Raw genomic sequence first — 15,751 nt, forward strand, 5'->3', positions numbered from 1 at the left:
CCGGAGCCGCCCGGGCCGACCTGCCCACGGCCGCCGAGTGCGCGCACGAACTGCTGGACATGGTGCGCAGGCTGGGCATGGAGCCCGGTCTCTACCGCATGGCCGACCTGGCGCTCGAGTACCAGATCACCCGCCCCGGACCGGGACTCGACCACCTCGGCACCGTGCTCGACCCGCTCGACGCACAGCCCAAACTGCTGGAGACCCTGCGCTGCCACATCGGCAACGGGCTCAACCGCCAGCGCACCGCCCGCATGCTCGACCTGCACACCAACGGCCTCGACTACCGTCTGCGCCGCATCGGCAGGCTCACCGGTCACGACCCGAGCGATGCCAGGGGGATCTGCTACCTGCGCGCGGCGCTGGTGGCCCGCAGCTATCGCGAACAGGAACGATAGGTTCCGGCGCGCCGGGTGCGATTTCCCACAGCCGTCGGGACTGTTCGGCCGCGGCCTGCGCGGGTACGCCTCGGGGAAGACCGCTGAACGACACAGCCCGGCTGATTCGGCACGGTCTCGGCGCGCACGCCCGGCCGCCGCCGGGCCGGGCGACGACGGACAAGGAGCGCCGCCCGTTGGAGCAAGTACTACGTCCCCTGATCGTCTTCACCGCGACCGTCGCGGTCACCGTATGCGCGGGCTGGCTGACCGGCAGGGCGTTGCGCTACAGCGCGCGCACACGTCCGCGTTCGCGCCTGCCGATCCTGTTGCGCCGCGTGCAGGCGCCGTGGCAGATCTTCCTCGGCGCCGTCGCCCTGCACACCACCTATCCGCTGGCGGAACTGAATCTGGCGCAGGACACCATGATCCGCACCCTGCTGGCCACCACCGCGATCCTCGCCGCCATCTGGCTCGTGGTGCGCGGGGTGGACGTGGCCGCGGAGAACATGCTGCACTCCTACGCCGACCGCACCCGTGACGTGGCCAAGGTGCGCCAGCTGCGCACCCAGCTCGGTCTGGTGCGCCGGATCGTCACCGCGATCCTGGCCGTCTCCACCGCCGCGGTGGCCATACTGCTGCTGGTGCCGAGCCTGCGCACGCTCGGCACCTCGCTGCTGGCGTCTGCCGGTGTCATCGGCATCATCGCCGGTGTGGCGGCCCAGTCCACCCTGAGCAATCTGATCGCGGGCCTGCAGATCGCCTTCGGCGACTCGGTCAAGATCGGCGACACCGTGGTGGTCGAGGGGGAGTGGGGAACCGTCGAGGACATCAGCCTCGCCTTCCTCACCGTGCGGATCTGGGACGACCGCAGGCTCACCATGCCGGTCTCCTACTTCAACAGCCAGCCCTACGAGAACTGGTCGCGCGGCGGCTCGCAGATCACCGGCACGGTCTTCCTGCATCTCGACCACAGCGCCCCGGTCGCGGCGCTGCGCGAGCACCTCGGCGAGTTCGTCCGCACACGCGCGGACTGGGACGGCCGCGACTACGGCCTGGTCGTCACCGACAGCACCCCGACCGCGATCGTGGTGCGCGCCACCATGACCGCCGCCGACGCCGACGACGTGTGGACCCTGCGCTGCGCCGTCCGCGAGGAACTGCTGAGCTGGCTGTGGCGCGAACACCCCTACGCCCTGCCGAAGATCCCGACCGAGATCACCGCCGTGCCCGGGGCGGACGCGGCGCTGCCCGGCCTCGCGGACCCGGATCCGGGCCGCCCCGCTGGCCCCCGCGCGCCCGCCCCCCGCCCGGGGGGCCCGCGGGCCGGTTACCCCCCCGGCCGGCCCCGTGTCGTCACCGTCGGCGCCGAAGCGCCCGGGCGCAGGTCAGTTGTCGAACCCGAGCAGCGCGTCGGCCAGCTCGCTGACCTCGAGCACCTCCAGAGCCTGCTGACGCACGTCCGGGCAGGTCTGCGAGGTCACCTCGTCGACGATGCCCTTGTCGCGGATCACGTCGTCGTTGAGCCCTTCGTTGCGGGCGGCCCAGTTCTGCACGGTGCCGTTGAAGGTCACCTTCGCCACCGTCGAGCCCTGGTCGCGCCAGGTGTCGATGTCGGCGCCCATCATGTCGCACAGTTGCTGCGCGGCCTCCGGCGAGATGACCGGGGTCTCCTCGGTCTCGGTGGTCGGCTCGGTCTCGGTGGTGGTGACCTCCACCGACGGCACCGTCACGGTGGTGGTGTCGGTGCCGCTGTCGTCGTCGGAACATCCGGTGAGCGCCGCGCCGGTCACCAGCGCCCCCGCGGCCAGCAGCGTGACGTACTTGCGATGCAGTTTCATCGGTTGCTTCTCCTCTGGATCGGGTTACGGCGGCAATACCCGCTCCGCCCGCGGTGAATCGGACGCCGCTCCCGGTGAATCGGATGCCGCACCCGGTGGAACCGACACCGCGACCGCGGCGGGGCACGTGGACCGACCGCGGAGAGTGCTCAAAGTTTACTGTGACGAGAGGTTGTGGCTCAGGACACAAATCGTGTCGTCGCGGCAGCTCCCGACCTTAATGGTCGATTGACCATATCTGCCCGGACGCCGGTGGAGTTGACGGACCTGAGATATTCCGTCTTAATTTCTCTCAAGCTCTCAGGGGGTGAGAGTAACTTCCCTCCTCATCTGGAAAGTCCTTCATGACAACCGATTTCGTGGTTCTCGCGCAGACCAGGCAGCATCTCGGCAAGGCCAAGGCGCAATTGGGAAGCCTGCTCGGCGGGCTGGTCGAGCACCGCTCCGAGGGGGCTCGGCTGTGGACCACCGATGGTCGCGAGTTCCTCAATTGCGGCGGCTACGGCGTCTTCCTGCTCGGCGCGCGCCACCCGAAGGTGGTCGACGCCGTGGCCGGGCAACTCGGCCGCCATCCCATCGGCACACGTGGTCTGCTGGAGGCCTCCTCGGCGAAGGCCGCCGCCGCGCTGGCCGAGATCGCGCCGCCCGGGCTGACCAAGGTGTACTTCGCGGGCGCGGGCACCGAGGCCACCGAGGCCGCCCTGAAAATGGCCGCTGTCCAGGGCCGTCACCGGTTGATCGGCGCAGGCGGCGGCTACCACGGCAAGACGCTGGGCGCCCTGGCACTCACCGCCAACGACACCTACCAGGCCCCCTTCCGCGGCCTGCTGCACGGAGCCGTGCGGGTCCCCTACGGTGACGCCGACGCGCTCGACGCCGCGCTCGGGTCCGACGGCTCGGACGCCTGCGTCGTGCTCGAGCCCATCCAGGGCGAGGGCGGCGTGCGCATCCCGTCCGCGGGTTATCTGAGCCGGGTGCAGCGACTGTGCCGCGAACGCGGCGCGATGCTGGTGCTCGACGAGATCATGACCGGCCTCGGCCGCACCGGAACCTGGTGGCGCGGCGACGTCGAGCAGATCACCCCCGACGTCCTGCTGGTCGGCAAGAGCCTCGGCGGCGGCATCCTGCCCGTCTCGGCCGCGATCGCCACCGAGGAGGCCTACGCCGCCTTCGACGCCGACCTGTGTCTGCACACATCCACCTTCTCCGGCGCCCCGCTCGGCATGGCGGCCGCCGCCGCGACCATCGACGTGCTGCGCGAGGAGAACCTGGTCGACGCCTCGGCCCGCCTCGGCGAGCGCCTGCTGGCCGCGCTGACCGAGATCCGCGACCGCACCTGCCCGGAACAGATCGTCGACATCCGCGGCGCCGGCGCGCTTTTCGGCCTCGAGTTCGCCGACGGCGGCCTGGCCGGTGAGTTCCTCATCGAGATGGTCGACGCGCGCGTGATCATCAACCACTCGCTCAACGCGGGTCCGGTGCTGCGCCTGACCCCACCGGCCAACCTGGGGCCGGAGGACGAGGCCTGGCTGCTCGAGGCCTTCGAGAAGGCCTGCGTGCGCCTGGCCGCCAACGCCTTCTGACGCCTCCACCCCGATACGCATTCATCAGGAGACTGACGTGAAGATTCTTCTCACCGGCGGCGCCGGTGTCGTCGGGGTCCCGCTGATCGAAAAGCTCAGCGCCCGGCACGAGGTCGTCGCCCTCGCCCACGGCCGGCCCGGCGCTGGCGCCGCCCACACGGTGCGCGGCGACATCACCGCCCCCGGCCTCGGCCTGGACACCGAGGACACCGCCCGCGTGCTCGACGGCCTCGACGTGGTGATCCACTGCGCCGCCAATGTCGACTTCGCGGCGGGCTGGGAATCGCTGAAGGCCATCAACGTCACAGGCACCCAGCGCGTGCTCGACCTGGCCGTCGCCGCGGGCGCCCGGGTGGTGCACGTGTCCACCGCCTTCGTCGAACTCGACCCGCCGGAGGACATCACCGGCGGCCACGCCACCCTGCTGCCCGCCCAGTACCTGGCCGCCAAGCGGCTGGGCGAGGCAGAGGTGCGCGGCAGCGGCCTGAAGCACACCATCGTGCGGCCCTCGGCCGTCGGCGGCCACTCCCGCACCGGCGCGATCACCGAATTCCAAGGCGTGCACAGTATTTCGCGCGCGTTGCTGAAGGGATCGATCCCGTTGTTCCTGTGCGCGGCCAGCTCTCGCTTCGACCTGGTGCCCTGCGACGCGGTGGCGGGCCTGGTCGCCGCGGTCGCCGAGCTGGAGGACGCTCCCGAACTGGCGTGGGCCACCATCGGCCCGAACTCGATCACCGCCGAGCGGCTGCTGCGGGTGCTCGACGGCATCTTCGAGGAGTACGGCCTGCCCCGGCGCGGGCCGAGACGTGCCGACCCGGAGATCTTCGAGCGGCTGCTCAAGCCCGCCTTCTTCGACGAGCTGCCCGCCTCGGACAAGACCAAGATGGCCAACCTGATGACCACGCTGGCCTCACTGTTCCAGCCCGACCCGATGCCCACCTCGCTCGGCACGATTCCCGGTGCGCCCGCGGCCTATTCGGCGGCCGAGGCGGAGGAGATCATGCGCATCACCTACCGCACGGTGATCGCGCACGACGGCATGGCGCCTGCCCGGGTGGCGCCCGAACCCAACGAGCCCGAACGCAACGAGGTGATGGTCTGATGGCCGAACGTACCGTGTCCCTGCGCGCCCAGGTCGGCGACATCGATCCCGACGCGGCCTTCGCCACGCTGCGCGACTTCCATTCCTACTCCGAGCACGTCGACGTGGTGCGCGAGATCAGCATCGGCGTCGACGCCGAGGGCAATCAGACCAGCAGCTGGTCGGTGTACTTCCGCAGCGGCCTGCTCGAGTGGACCGAGCGCGACCTCATCGACGAGGCCACCCGCACCATGACCTTCGAGCAGGTGACCGGCGACTTGGCCCGCTTCGACGGCGCCTGGCAGGTCAGCACCGGCGACGACGGCGTCACCATCGCCTTCGACGCCGTGGTGGACCTGGGCATCCCCTCGCTGGCCGACATGCTCGACCCGCTGGCCGAGCGCGCACTGCGCACCAACATGGCCGAGGTCCTGCGCGGCCTGTTCGGCGCGGACATCCGGTTCGTGCGCCCCGACGCCGACAACGCGACGGCGGGCCGGAACGCGGTCGAAGTGGGCAGCGCGGCATCATGATCCCCCGTCCGACGCGACTGTACGAGGCGGTCACCGCCGCCATGGACGCCGCGCCCGAGGCCACGGTCGCCACCTTGCGCGAGCGGCGGACCTTCGCCGAACTGCGCGCCGACGCCGCCCGGCGCGCCGACCTGCTCGACGCCGTCGCCCCGCGCGGCGGCAGCCGCGTCCTCATCGCCCTGGCCAACCACCCCGACTACATCGCCACCCTGCTGGCCGTGTGGTCGCGGACGGACCTGCCCATCCTGGCCGACCCCAGCCTCGGCCCCGCCGAGATCGACACCCTGGTCGACGGCTGCGGCATCGACGCGATCGTCCGCGCGCCCGGCACGGAAGCCGCCGGGACGGGAGCGATCTCGGTCGCGCTGGACGAGCGCCAGCTCGCGGTGGCCACCGGTTTCACCGGCGAACGCCCCGAACTCGCCGCCGACACCGAACTGGGCAGGCTCACCTCCGGTTCCACCCGGGCCCCGGCCTGCATCGAATTCTCCGCCGAAGCCGTCACCAACGCCGCCCGCACCTGGGCGCAGGCGTCCGGGTTGCGCCCGGCCGACCTGAGCCTGTGCTTCGCCGGCCTCTACAACGGCCTGGCCTTCAACACCACCCTGATGCCCAGCCTGTTCACCGGTGCGAGCCTGGTGCTGCCCGGTGGGATGCCCAGCGGTGGCGCGATCATGCGCCACGTCACCACCTTCCGGCCCAGCATCCTGGTGGCCTTCCCGGCCGCCTACGAGCGGCTCACCGACTACACCCTCGGTTCGCTCGCCGAGCCCACCGCCGAGGCGCTGCGCGGGCTGCGGCTGCGGCTGTCCTCGGCGGCGCCGCTGTCGGCCGCGGTCGCCGAACACGTGGCCCACCTGTCCGGCCCGATCTCCGACTACTACGGCATCGCCGAGACCGGTCCGGTCACCTTCGCCGACGGCACCAGGCCCGAGGGCAAGGGCATGCTGTTGCCCGGTGTCACCGTCGACGTGCGTCCGCGCCCCGACGGCGCGCAGGTGCTGCACGTGCGCACCGCCTCCATGGGCACCCGTTACCTGAACTGTCCCGGCGAGTTCGAGCGCGCCATCGCCGAGGACGGCAGCTACCGTACCTCCGACACCGGCACGGTGCGCGACGGCGAGCTGTTCCTCACCGGCCGCGCCCAGCCGATCCTGAACATCGGCGGGCGCAAGTTCACCGTCGAATCCGTAACCGACGCCATCGGCGCGCACCCGGAGGTGACCGACTGCCGGGTCATGGCCCTGACCACCCCCAGCGGACGCGAATGCGTCGGCGCGGCGGTGCAGGCCCGCTCCGCCCTCGAACCGGCGACGCTGCGCGCCTTCCTGCGGGAGCGGCTGGCCGACTACAAGGTGCCCGAGGTGATCGTGGTCGGCGATCTGCCGCGCGGTGCCACCGGCAAGGTCAAGGCCGAGGCCGTGCGGGAGCTCTTGACCACCTCGTTCCAGCAACCGGTCACAGGAGGCCGCTGATGTCCGATGTCCTGCAGGATTCGCTGACCCGGACCGTCGTGGAGATGGTCGTCAAGGCCACCGACGGCACCGTCGACGCCGAGACCGCCCAGCGCACCGACCAGACCTTCGCCGACGCGGGCATGACCTCGCTGGCGTTCCTGCGCCTGGTCGACGCGCTGGAGATCCGCTTCGGCGTGGAGATCGACTTGGAGACCGAACTCGACCAGATGCGCACCGTCGAACTGATCGTGGCCTACCTGAGGAACCAGGGTGTCGCCGACGCCTGAGCGGCCCGTGGCCGTGGTCGGCGCCACCGGCAGGCTCGGTCGCGCGGTCACCGAGGCCTGCGCCCGCCACGGCGTCCGGGTCGCCACCGTGGCCGACTCCACCGGGTGGACTGTCGGCGACGAACCGGTGGGCGTGGTGATCGACGCCAGCAGGCCCGCCGCCCTCGACGCCGTGGCCCGCCACTGCACCGCCACCGGCGCCGCCCTGCTGACCTGCGTCTCCGGCCGCCCGCCGGAATCCGAGGCCGTGCTCGCCGCGCTGTCCGAGCGGGTGCCGGTGCTGGTGGCGGCCAATCTCAGCCCGCTGCACTGGCTGCAGGCCCGCGCCGCCGAACTGCTCGCCCGGCTCGCGCCCGCCCTGGTGCCCGACGCCGAGATCACCGTGCTCGACCGGCATCCCACCACCAAGCTCGACGCGCCGTCGGCCACCGCGAGGAAACTGGCCGCCCTGCTGCCCGAGCACACCGCCGTGCACTCCGCGCGCTACGGCGCCGCCGTCAGCGACCATCACGTGCTGCTCACCGTGGGCGGGGAGAGCTTGGAGCTGAGCCACCGGGTACGCGACCTGCGCGGTCCCGCCACCGCCGCCCTCGCCCTCGCCGCCTGGCTGGAGCGGGCCCGCCCCGGCCGGTACGCCGCCGACGACGTGTTCGCCGAACTCGCTGGAGCACCGGCATGACCACCACCGCTCCCACCGCCGACCGCCTGCGTGCGCTGCTCGGCGGACACGCTCACATCGTGTCCGCCGAGGAACAGGCGGGCCGGTTCCCGGCCGAACTGTTCGCCGCCGTCATGGCCACCGGACTGGCCGAGCCGGTCGTCGAACGCGCCCCCGGCGCGGTGCGCGAATTCTGCGACAACGTCGCCGCCGTCGCCGAAACCTGGCTGGCTCTCGGCGAATCCGTGCACCTGCAGACCCTCGTCGCCCTCACCGTGGCCCGCCACGCGACGCCCGAGCTGCGCGACCGACTGGTCCCCGCCCTGACCGCGGGCCGCGTCCTGGGCGCCAACTGCATCAGCGAACCCGCCGCGGGCTCCGACATGTCGGCCATCGCGCTGCGCGCCGAACGCACCGGCGCGGGCTTCACCCTGACCGGCACCAAGACCTGGGCGGGCCACGCCCCGCTGGCCGGCGTCCTGGTCGTCTACGCCCGCACCAGCGACGCGGGCCTCGGCGGGCTCACCTGCTTCGCCGTCGACCCGGCCACCGCAGGCGTCACCGTGGCGCCGGCAGCCCGCAAACGCAGCGCCGCCGCCCTGCCCAGCGCCGACGTGCACTTCGACGGCGCCTACGTGCCCGCCGACCGGGTGCTCGGCCGGGTCAACCGCGGCGCCAGGGTCGCCGACGACATGTTCACCCAGGGCCGGGTCGGCCTCGCCGCCTGCGCCGTCGGGCTGAGCGAGGCCGCCGTGCGCCGCGCCACCGAATACGCCAAGAGCCGGATCCAGTTCGGGGTGCCCATCATCCGCCACCAGGCGGTCGGCCACCTGCTCGCCGACATGGCCACCCAGCTCGCCGCCGCCCGCCAGCTGCTCGCCCGCGCCTGCGACGAGATCGACGCGGGCGGCGCGCGGGCGGACCTGCTCTCCGCCCAGGCCAAACTGTTCGCCACCGACACCGCCATGCGGGTCACCACCGACGCCGTGCAGATCCTCGGGGCGAGCGCCTACCTGCCCGGCGAGTCGGCGGAACGGTGGATGCGCGAGGCCAAGCTCCTGCAGATCATCCAGGGCACCAACCAGATCCAGCGCAACGCCATCGCGGCACGACTGTGAGGAACCCATGACATCCGCATTGGTGATCCAAGCGGCGATCGGTGCGCGAGCACTGTCGTCCGGCGGCCACGACGACTTCAACCAGGGCCAGATCTCGGTCCGCAGGCCCGGCGACGGGCGCTTCGACATCAAGGGCGCACTGGTCGGCTTCGACGAGGCCACCCCCACCGATTTCGTCTCCGCCGCCGTCGACGCCACCGAGACCCCCGACCCGAAAGCGCCACCGGAACTACCGCTGCACCAGGCCGTCTACGCCGCCCGCCCCGACGTCGCGGGAATCGTGCACAGCCACGCGCCTGCGAGCCTGGTCTTCGGTGCCCTCGACACCGACCTGGTGCCGCTCAGCCACGAGGGCGCGCTGCTGGCCGGCGAGGTGCACCGCTTCCACGACACCAGCAACACCGTGCTCACCCTCGAGGTCGGCGAGGCCATCGCCGAGACACTCGACCAGGGCGTCGGGGTGTTCCTGGTCAACCACGGCAGCGTGGTCGTCGGCCGCAGCGTGCGGCACGCCGTCGTCTTCGCGTTGATGCTCGAGCGCGCCTGCCGCCTGCAACTGGACGCGCTGGCCTCGGGCCGCCCCTTCGCCACCTCCAACGCACTCGACGTCGCCGCCAAGCGCGACTACATCTTCGCCGACCTCTCGGTGCGCTCCTACTGGGAGCACACCCGGCGGCGCGTGCATCGCCTGCACCCGGAGACCACCGGATGGAGCCGCTGACATGCGAGCCGCAGACAATCTCGCCCGCGGCCGGATCGGGGGAGCGGGAAGCCTGGCCTGGGGCGATGTCATCCACCCGCCGCTGCCGCAGACCGTCGGCATCGAGACCCTCACCGGCAAGATCGCCGGCGCCGTCGGCCACGTCGACCGCCTGATCGGCCGCAAGCGCGGCGGCGACACCCGCTTCGTGCCCTCGGCGGGCGCCACCTATCCCTACGAGATCCTGCTCGTCGCACCGGAGTCCGGCGCGACAGCGCTGCTCGACCCGGCCCGCAAGCACCTGGTGGTGCGCGAGGGCGCCGACCCGGCCCGCGACGCCGACGACTACCTGTGCCTGCTCGTCGGCCGCCCGTGGCTGTCCATGCGCAAGTACGGCACCCGCGGCTATCTCTACCACCTCATCGACGCCGGTCACGCGCTGCTCGCCCTCGCCCTGCTCGACCGCGAGGACAGCGCCGCCGCCCGCTTCCCCGACGGCCTGCCCTGCGCCGACGCCGTGGCGGGTGACATCCTCGCCGCCGGCCTGGTCCGCGCGTTCGACCCCCACGATGGCGAAGCCGACGGCTGGCGCCTGGTCACCACCGCCAAGCCGCGAGTCCAGATGGGCCGCAGCGAGTTCGAGCACTGGGCCGACCGGCTGCGCCCACCCGGCCCACCCCAGCCGGTCTTCTTCGACCGCGCGGGCGAACTGCCCGGCAACCTCGCCCGCTTCATCCCGATCCGCCGCTCCGCGGCCTCCTTCGGCACCGCCACCCCGCCCGGCTACGACCTGGACGTCGTGCTCGCCGACGCGCTCGACATCGCCGGGAAGGCGTTGCGCCGCCTGCGGCTGCCCATGCCCGCCGTCCACCTCGTCGGCGAGGTAACCGGCGGCAGCCCCCTGCCCGCGGGCGACCTGCTCACCGGCCTCGCCGGCCAGGAACACCTGCTCGACGCCGAGGCGTTCGTCGTCTTCTCCACCCCGGCGGGCGAGGACGACTCGGTCATCGACGCCGACCGCCAGGCGCTGCTGCTGGCCACCGGCGTCGTCGGCCAGGTGCTCTATCTCGTCGCCGCCCGGCACGGGGCGGGCGTCACCGGCATCGGCGGCCTCGCGCCCGAGTACTGGAACCAGGTGCTGCCCGCCGGGCACCAGACCCTGTACCTGACCGCGCTCGGCCGTCCGGTCGGCGGCGAGAAGTTCGATGCCCTCTACCAGGGCGCCCACGGCTGATCCGGGATCAGAAAGGTCGAGATGACAACAGCGACAATGCCGTCGAATGTCGCCAGGGAACAACGGGGAGCCGCCGCGCGCGTGCTCGCCGACGCCTTCGCCGGCGACGCCATCTGGCAGGAGGTCCGGCCGCGTAACCCCGCGCGCGCCGATCGCGCCTTGTACCTGCTCTTCCGGGCGGAGGTGGAGATCTGCGCCAGGATGAACGGCTACCTGCAGGCCACCTACGATGCCGACCGGCACCCGACCGCCGTGCTCATCGCCTACGAGCGCACCAGTCCGAAGTTCCCCTGGTGGGCCTGGCTGTTCCGCATCCCCGCCATGCTGGTGCTCGGCATCTCCCGCACCCTGCTCATGGCGCGGATGCTGTCGGTGGTGGAGAAGACGCACCCCACCGAGCCGCACTTCTACTTCTGGTACGTCGGCGCCCGCACCCTCGGCGGGGGAGCGGCCCTGATCAAACGAGTGATGAAGGTGGCACGTGCCGAGGGCCTGCCCGGCTACGGCGAGGCGAAATCGCCGGAAGTCGCCGAGATGTGTGAAATCCTCGGCTGGACCGCACATCCCCCCATCGAGATCGGCGCCGGCCACAAGGTGACCCCGGTGTGGTGGCGCCCCACGGAGGTCACCACGACCACCCCGCCGAACGACCCGGCCGACACCGGCAAGCCCGCCGCGGGCACGGCAGGCCCCGCACAGTCCGGCTCCGTGCAGCCCGGCTCCACGGACCCCGAGCCCGCCGGCCCGATCGCCCGCATCGCGGGCGCCTGCGCCCGTGCCCCCAAGCTCGTGCTCGTCCTCGCGGGCGTGGCCTTCCTCGTCTTCGGCTCGCTCGGCGGTCTGGTGAGCGAGCGCCTCAGCGCGGGCGGCTTCCTCGACCCCGATGCCGAGTCCTCCCAGGTCGCGGACCTGCTCGCCGCCGAACACGGCGTGGCCAACATGCAACTGATCTTCGCCGTCCGCGATCCCGAGGGCGTCGCGGGCCAGCGCGCGCGTGGCGCGGCAGGTGAGATCGCCACCGCATTGCGGGGTGACGAGCGCGTCAGCACCGTCACCTCCTATACCGACCCGGCGGGCGCGATCCTCGTCAGCCGCGACGGCACCACCGGCCTGGTCGTCGCGGGCCTGGTCGCCGACGACAACGAGGCCCAGACCACCGCCCGTGAACTGGCAGACCGGCTCACCGGCGAACGCGACGGCGTCACCGTGCTCGCGGGCGGCCAGGCCATGGCCTTCGAGGAGATCAACGCCACCGCCGAGGCCGATCTGCTGCTGGCCGAGGGCATCGCCGTGCCGATCACCTTCCTGCTGCTCGTGCTGTTCCTGCGCAGCGTCATCGCCGCCGCGGTGCCGGTGATCGCGGGCGTGCTGGCCATCGTCGGCACCACCGGCGTGCTGTTCGTCATCACCTTCCTCACCGAACTGTCGGTCTTCGCGCTCAACGTCACCACCGCGCTCGGCCTCGCCCTGGCCATCGACTACTCGCTGCTGCTCATCGGCCGCTATCGCGAGGAGATCAGCCGCGGCGCACCGCACGAGCAGGCCCTCGTGTCCGCCATGCGGCACGGCGGCCGGGCCGTGGTGTTCTCCGGCGTCATCGTCGCGACCGCGCTGATCGGCCTGTGGCTGTTCCCGATCACCTTCCTGCGCTCCATCGGCTACGCGGGTGTGGCCGTGGTGGCCCTGTCGGTGCTGATCGCGCTGACCTGCGTGCCCGCGCTGCTGGCGCTGTGGGGTCCGAGGATGAACCGCAAGCCGCAGCGCGAGGCCGTCCCCGCCGAACAGACCGGCCTCTACCGCATCGCCCGCGTCGTGCAGAAACGTCCGCTGGTGCTGGCGCTGCCCGTACTCGCCGTGTTGCTGCTGGCGGGCTCGCCCGTGCTCGACCTGCGGCTCGGCCTGCCCGACGACCGGGTGCTGTCGACCGAGGCGCAGTCCCGTCAGGTCGGCGACATCATTCGCGCCGACTTCGACCAGAACATGACCGGCACCGTCGACATCGTCCTCACCGACGCCCCGGCCGACCGGCTCGGCGACTACGCCGCCCTGCTGTCCGAGATCCCCGGCGTCACCGCCGTGGCCGACCCCACCGGCACCTACGTCGACGGCGCTCCCGTCGGACCGCCGGTCGGCGCCATCGGCCCCGGCGGGTCCGCGCACCTGGCCGTGGCCACCGACGTCGACCCCTACTCCGACGCCGGCGCCGACCTGGTGGAGGCCCTGCGCGCCGTCGAGGCCCCGGGCGAGGCCCGGGTGGGCGGCCTGGCCCAGCAGAGCGCCGACACCGCCGCGGGCATCTCCGACGGACTGGTCGCCGCCATCCTGTGGATCGCGATCACCAGCGCCTTGCTGCTGTTCATGCTGACCGGCAGCCTGCTGTTGCCGTTCAAGGCGCTCGTGCTCAACACCCTGTCACTGGCCGCCACCTTCGGCGCACTGGTGTGGATCTTCCAGGAAGGCCACCTCGACGGCCTCGGCACCACCGCCACCGGCTTCACCGTCGCCACCGTCCCGGTGCTGCTGTTCTGCGTGGCCTTCGGCCTGTCGATGGACTACGAGGTGTTCCTGCTCGCCCGGTTCACCGAGGAATGGGAGCGCTCCGAACGCACCCGGGCCGACGTGGACACCGCGGTGGCCGTCGGTCTGGCCCGCTCCGGTCGCGTGGTGACCGCCGCCGCCCTGCTCATGGCCGTGGTGTTCCTCGGCATCGCCACCAGCGACGTGGCGCTCATGCGGGCGCTCGGCATCGGGCTGGCGCTGGCCGTGATCGTCGACGCCACCCTGGTGCGCATGATCCTCGTCCCGGCCGCCATGCGCGTCGCCGGCCGGGCCAACTGGTGGACGCCCGGCCGGCTGGCGCCGGTGGTGCGGCGGGTTCGGATCAGGGAATGATCGTCGGGAGAGAGGTCTTTCGCCAGTTTGACGCAATGAGAAAATAAGTCCTAATGTTTCTCATGCCCTCATCGGTGAGGGGCATCGACCAGAGAGGGACCCGAGAATGAAGACGCCCGGCCTCGACCGCGACACCCTCCTCGGCCGCTACCTCGGGGACCGGCGCTTCGTTCTCACCCTCCCGCGCGCCGTTGGGTTGCAGATCCTGCAGCCCTCGGTGGCGGCGGCCATCGTCGAGCACAGCCCTGTCTACCTGTGGGAACACAAGAAGCGCGTCGTCTCGCGGATCATCCACCTGGCCTACGCCGACGTGGACCCGCATCCGACGATGATCTACGGCCACGAGCTGGTGCGCGGCGTGGACAGCACCGGAAGGCGCTACAACGGGCTGGCGCCCGACCTGTTCTTCTTCCAGCACGCCACCTACGTCGACACCCTCGTCACCGCCATCGAGGCCTTCGACCGCCCGCTGTCACTGGTCGAGAAGAAGACCCTCTACGCGCAGTGCTGCCACTGGTACCGCCGCTACGGCATCTCCGCCCGGCACATGCCCGAGACCTGGGCCGACTTCAACGACTACATGGACGAGGTGTGTGCGGAGAAGCTGGCTGTCACCCCCGAGGCCCAGCAACTGCTTCCCGAACTGCTGCGCCCGAACGCCTGGCTGCTGCGCGGCATGCCCGACTTCGCCGTACGCTCGCTGCTGCACCCGCGCACCAGGGAACTGTTCGGCATCCCGCTGCAGACCAGCGACAAGGCCGCCATGAAGGCCTACGCGGGCGTCGTGAAGGCCGGCGCCAGGGTGGTCTCGCCACGCACCAGGCTGGTGGCCGCGGCCCGCGACTGACCCCGCGCACGGCCGGGCAGCCGGCCGCGCCACCCAATTGACACAGAACGCTCTACGATTGCTAGGGGCGAAAGTCCTCGAAAAGACCTCTGTTCCGCGTGTCCGATCCGGGACGAAGGTCATCGAAATCGATGTTTTCGCGACGCCGCGCCCGCCGGGGTCTCCACTGTGCGGAACGCCCCGTCGCGGCGCTGTGACCTGCGTGGCGCAGGGGGGCCTCACACTGCTTCGACCTGGAAAAACGGGTCCGCGATCGGCGTGGCGATCGTGTTACGACTCGGCGATCGTGCTGCTGGATGGAAAGACCCACGTAGAGTTCAAGGATGACACCCACCCCTGCTGCTGCAGACCGCGCCGGCAGCATAATCGGTCGCGTGAGCGACACCGGGGCCAGAACGGCCGACTACGCAGAAGCCTGGCGCCCTGCGGGCAGCTACCGATTCTGGTCGAAAGATCAGCGTTGGGAGTGGTCCGACGAGGTCGCGGAACTGCACGGATACGAACCCGGCTCCGTGGTCCCGACCATGGAGCTCGTCCTCTCGCACAAACACCCCGACGACCGCGACGCCGTGGTGGACATCCTGTCCGCCGCCGTCACCACCGGCCAGCCCTTCTGTAGCCGCCACCGCATCCGCGACACCCAGGGCCGCGTCAAGCACGTGCTCGTCGTCGGCGACCCGATGCGCGACGACACCGGCGAGCTGGTGGGCTCCACGGGCTACTAAATCCACCACCCCCACAGCATCGACGAGACCCGCCAGGAAGTGCTCGACGAGACCCTGCCCGACCTCGTCGCCGCCCGCTCGGCCATCGACCAGGCCAAAGGCGCCCTGATGGTCATCTACGGCATCAGCGCCGAACAAGCGTTCCGCGTCCTGTCCTGGCGCTCCCAGGAGACCAACACCAAACTCCGCGACCTCGCCTACCGCCTCGTCGACGCCATCCCCGAGTTCCGCGGCTGCGGCGTCACCGACCGCACCCGCTTCGACCACCTCCTGCTCACCGTCCACGAACGCCCCGACCCCACCCCCAGACCCACGGCCCCCGGTTCCCCCGCAGGCCTCAGACCACCCCAAAAACACCCAACACACCCCATTTAGTAATCTCATGATGCCCCCGGGGAACCGGCGCAACCGCCAGTGG

Annotated in this window: 13 protein-coding genes and 1 pseudogene; all 14 read left to right on the forward strand. The window is 71.4% G+C overall.

Features of this window, described 5'->3' with window-relative positions; genetic code table 11:
• The coding region (locus tag QH283_RS24680) for a PucR family transcriptional regulator (RefSeq protein ID WP_280505326.1) at positions 1–398 on the forward strand (398 nt) is incomplete at its 5' end.
• A gap of 176 nt (positions 399–574) precedes the next feature.
• Complete coding sequence (locus QH283_RS24685) at positions 575–2,275, forward strand: mechanosensitive ion channel family protein (RefSeq protein ID WP_280505327.1); 1,701 nt, start codon at positions 575–577, stop codon at positions 2,273–2,275.
• Positions 2,276–2,562: 287 nt separating this feature from the next.
• Positions 2,563–3,801 (forward strand): aspartate aminotransferase family protein, encoded by a 1,239-nt coding sequence (locus tag QH283_RS24690; RefSeq protein WP_280505328.1) that lies wholly within the window; start codon positions 2,563–2,565, stop codon positions 3,799–3,801.
• Positions 3,802–3,838: 37 nt separating this feature from the next.
• On the forward strand, positions 3,839–4,903 hold the full coding sequence (locus tag QH283_RS24695) for an SDR family oxidoreductase (protein WP_280505329.1): 1,065 nt from the start codon (positions 3,839–3,841) through the stop codon (positions 4,901–4,903).
• Positions 4,903–5,415, forward strand: coding sequence for an SRPBCC family protein (locus QH283_RS24700; RefSeq protein WP_280505330.1), 513 nt, complete (start codon positions 4,903–4,905; stop codon positions 5,413–5,415). The genes QH283_RS24695 and QH283_RS24700 overlap by 1 nt, the downstream gene beginning before the upstream one ends.
• Positions 5,412–6,890: a class I adenylate-forming enzyme family protein gene (locus tag QH283_RS24705; protein WP_280505331.1), complete on the forward strand. Its 1,479-nt coding sequence runs from the start codon at positions 5,412–5,414 to the stop codon at positions 6,888–6,890. The genes QH283_RS24700 and QH283_RS24705 overlap by 4 nt, the downstream gene beginning before the upstream one ends.
• Positions 6,890–7,159: an acyl carrier protein gene (locus QH283_RS24710; protein ID WP_280505332.1), complete on the forward strand. Its 270-nt coding sequence runs from the start codon at positions 6,890–6,892 to the stop codon at positions 7,157–7,159. Before QH283_RS24705 ends, QH283_RS24710 begins: the two co-directional genes overlap by 1 nt.
• Entirely contained in the window at positions 7,143–7,838 is a 696-nt protein-coding gene (locus QH283_RS24715) for a dihydrodipicolinate reductase C-terminal domain-containing protein (RefSeq protein ID WP_280505333.1), read from the forward strand. The genes QH283_RS24710 and QH283_RS24715 overlap by 17 nt, the downstream gene beginning before the upstream one ends.
• Entirely contained in the window at positions 7,835–8,935 is a 1,101-nt protein-coding gene (locus QH283_RS24720) for an acyl-CoA dehydrogenase family protein (protein WP_280505334.1), read from the forward strand. The genes QH283_RS24715 and QH283_RS24720 overlap by 4 nt, the downstream gene beginning before the upstream one ends.
• Positions 8,936–8,942: 7 nt before the next feature.
• A complete protein-coding gene (locus tag QH283_RS24725; protein WP_280505335.1) occupies positions 8,943–9,656 on the forward strand; it encodes a class II aldolase/adducin family protein in 714 nt (237 codons plus the stop codon).
• Between the two features lies 1 nt (position 9,657).
• Positions 9,658–10,869 carry a hypothetical protein gene (locus QH283_RS24730; protein WP_280505336.1) on the forward strand — a complete coding sequence of 404 codons (1,212 nt, stop codon included), beginning with the start codon at positions 9,658–9,660 and terminating at the stop codon, positions 10,867–10,869.
• A 21-nt stretch (positions 10,870–10,890) separates the two neighbouring features.
• On the forward strand, positions 10,891–13,761 hold the full coding sequence (locus QH283_RS24735; RefSeq protein WP_280505337.1) for an MMPL family transporter: 2,871 nt from the start codon (positions 10,891–10,893) through the stop codon (positions 13,759–13,761).
• Between the two features lie 106 nt (positions 13,762–13,867).
• The gene (locus QH283_RS24740; RefSeq protein ID WP_280505338.1) at positions 13,868–14,608 is read left to right on the forward strand and encodes an oxygenase MpaB family protein; all 741 of its coding nucleotides are present in this window, start codon (positions 13,868–13,870) and stop codon (positions 14,606–14,608) included.
• Between the two features lie 323 nt (positions 14,609–14,931).
• Positions 14,932–15,708 (forward strand): annotated as a pseudogene (locus QH283_RS24745) (PAS and ANTAR domain-containing protein).
• The last annotated feature ends 43 nt before the right edge of the window (positions 15,709–15,751 follow it).

The organism is Nocardia farcinica (assembly GCF_029867845.1).
Lineage (GTDB): Bacteria > Actinomycetota > Actinomycetes > Mycobacteriales > Mycobacteriaceae > Nocardia > Nocardia farcinica_A.

Excerpts from the sequence above, each read along its gene's own strand:
- QH283_RS24735 (WP_280505337.1), top strand. The coding sequence starts at position 10,891 with ATGACAACAGCGACAATGCCGTCGAATGTCGCCAGGGAACAACGGGGA.
- QH283_RS24710 (WP_280505332.1), top strand. The coding sequence starts at position 6,890 with ATGTCCGATGTCCTGCAGGATTCGCTGACCCGGACCGTCGTGGAGATG.
- QH283_RS24740 (WP_280505338.1), top strand. The coding sequence starts at position 13,868 with ATGAAGACGCCCGGCCTCGACCGCGACACCCTCCTCGGCCGCTACCTC.
- QH283_RS24730 (WP_280505336.1), top strand. The coding sequence starts at position 9,658 with ATGCGAGCCGCAGACAATCTCGCCCGCGGCCGGATCGGGGGAGCGGGA.
- QH283_RS24690 (WP_280505328.1), top strand. The coding sequence starts at position 2,563 with ATGACAACCGATTTCGTGGTTCTCGCGCAGACCAGGCAGCATCTCGGC.
- QH283_RS24725 (WP_280505335.1), top strand. The coding sequence starts at position 8,943 with ATGACATCCGCATTGGTGATCCAAGCGGCGATCGGTGCGCGAGCACTG.
- QH283_RS24700 (WP_280505330.1), top strand. The coding sequence starts at position 4,903 with ATGGCCGAACGTACCGTGTCCCTGCGCGCCCAGGTCGGCGACATCGAT.
- QH283_RS24705 (WP_280505331.1), top strand. The coding sequence starts at position 5,412 with ATGATCCCCCGTCCGACGCGACTGTACGAGGCGGTCACCGCCGCCATG.
- QH283_RS24720 (WP_280505334.1), top strand. The coding sequence starts at position 7,835 with ATGACCACCACCGCTCCCACCGCCGACCGCCTGCGTGCGCTGCTCGGC.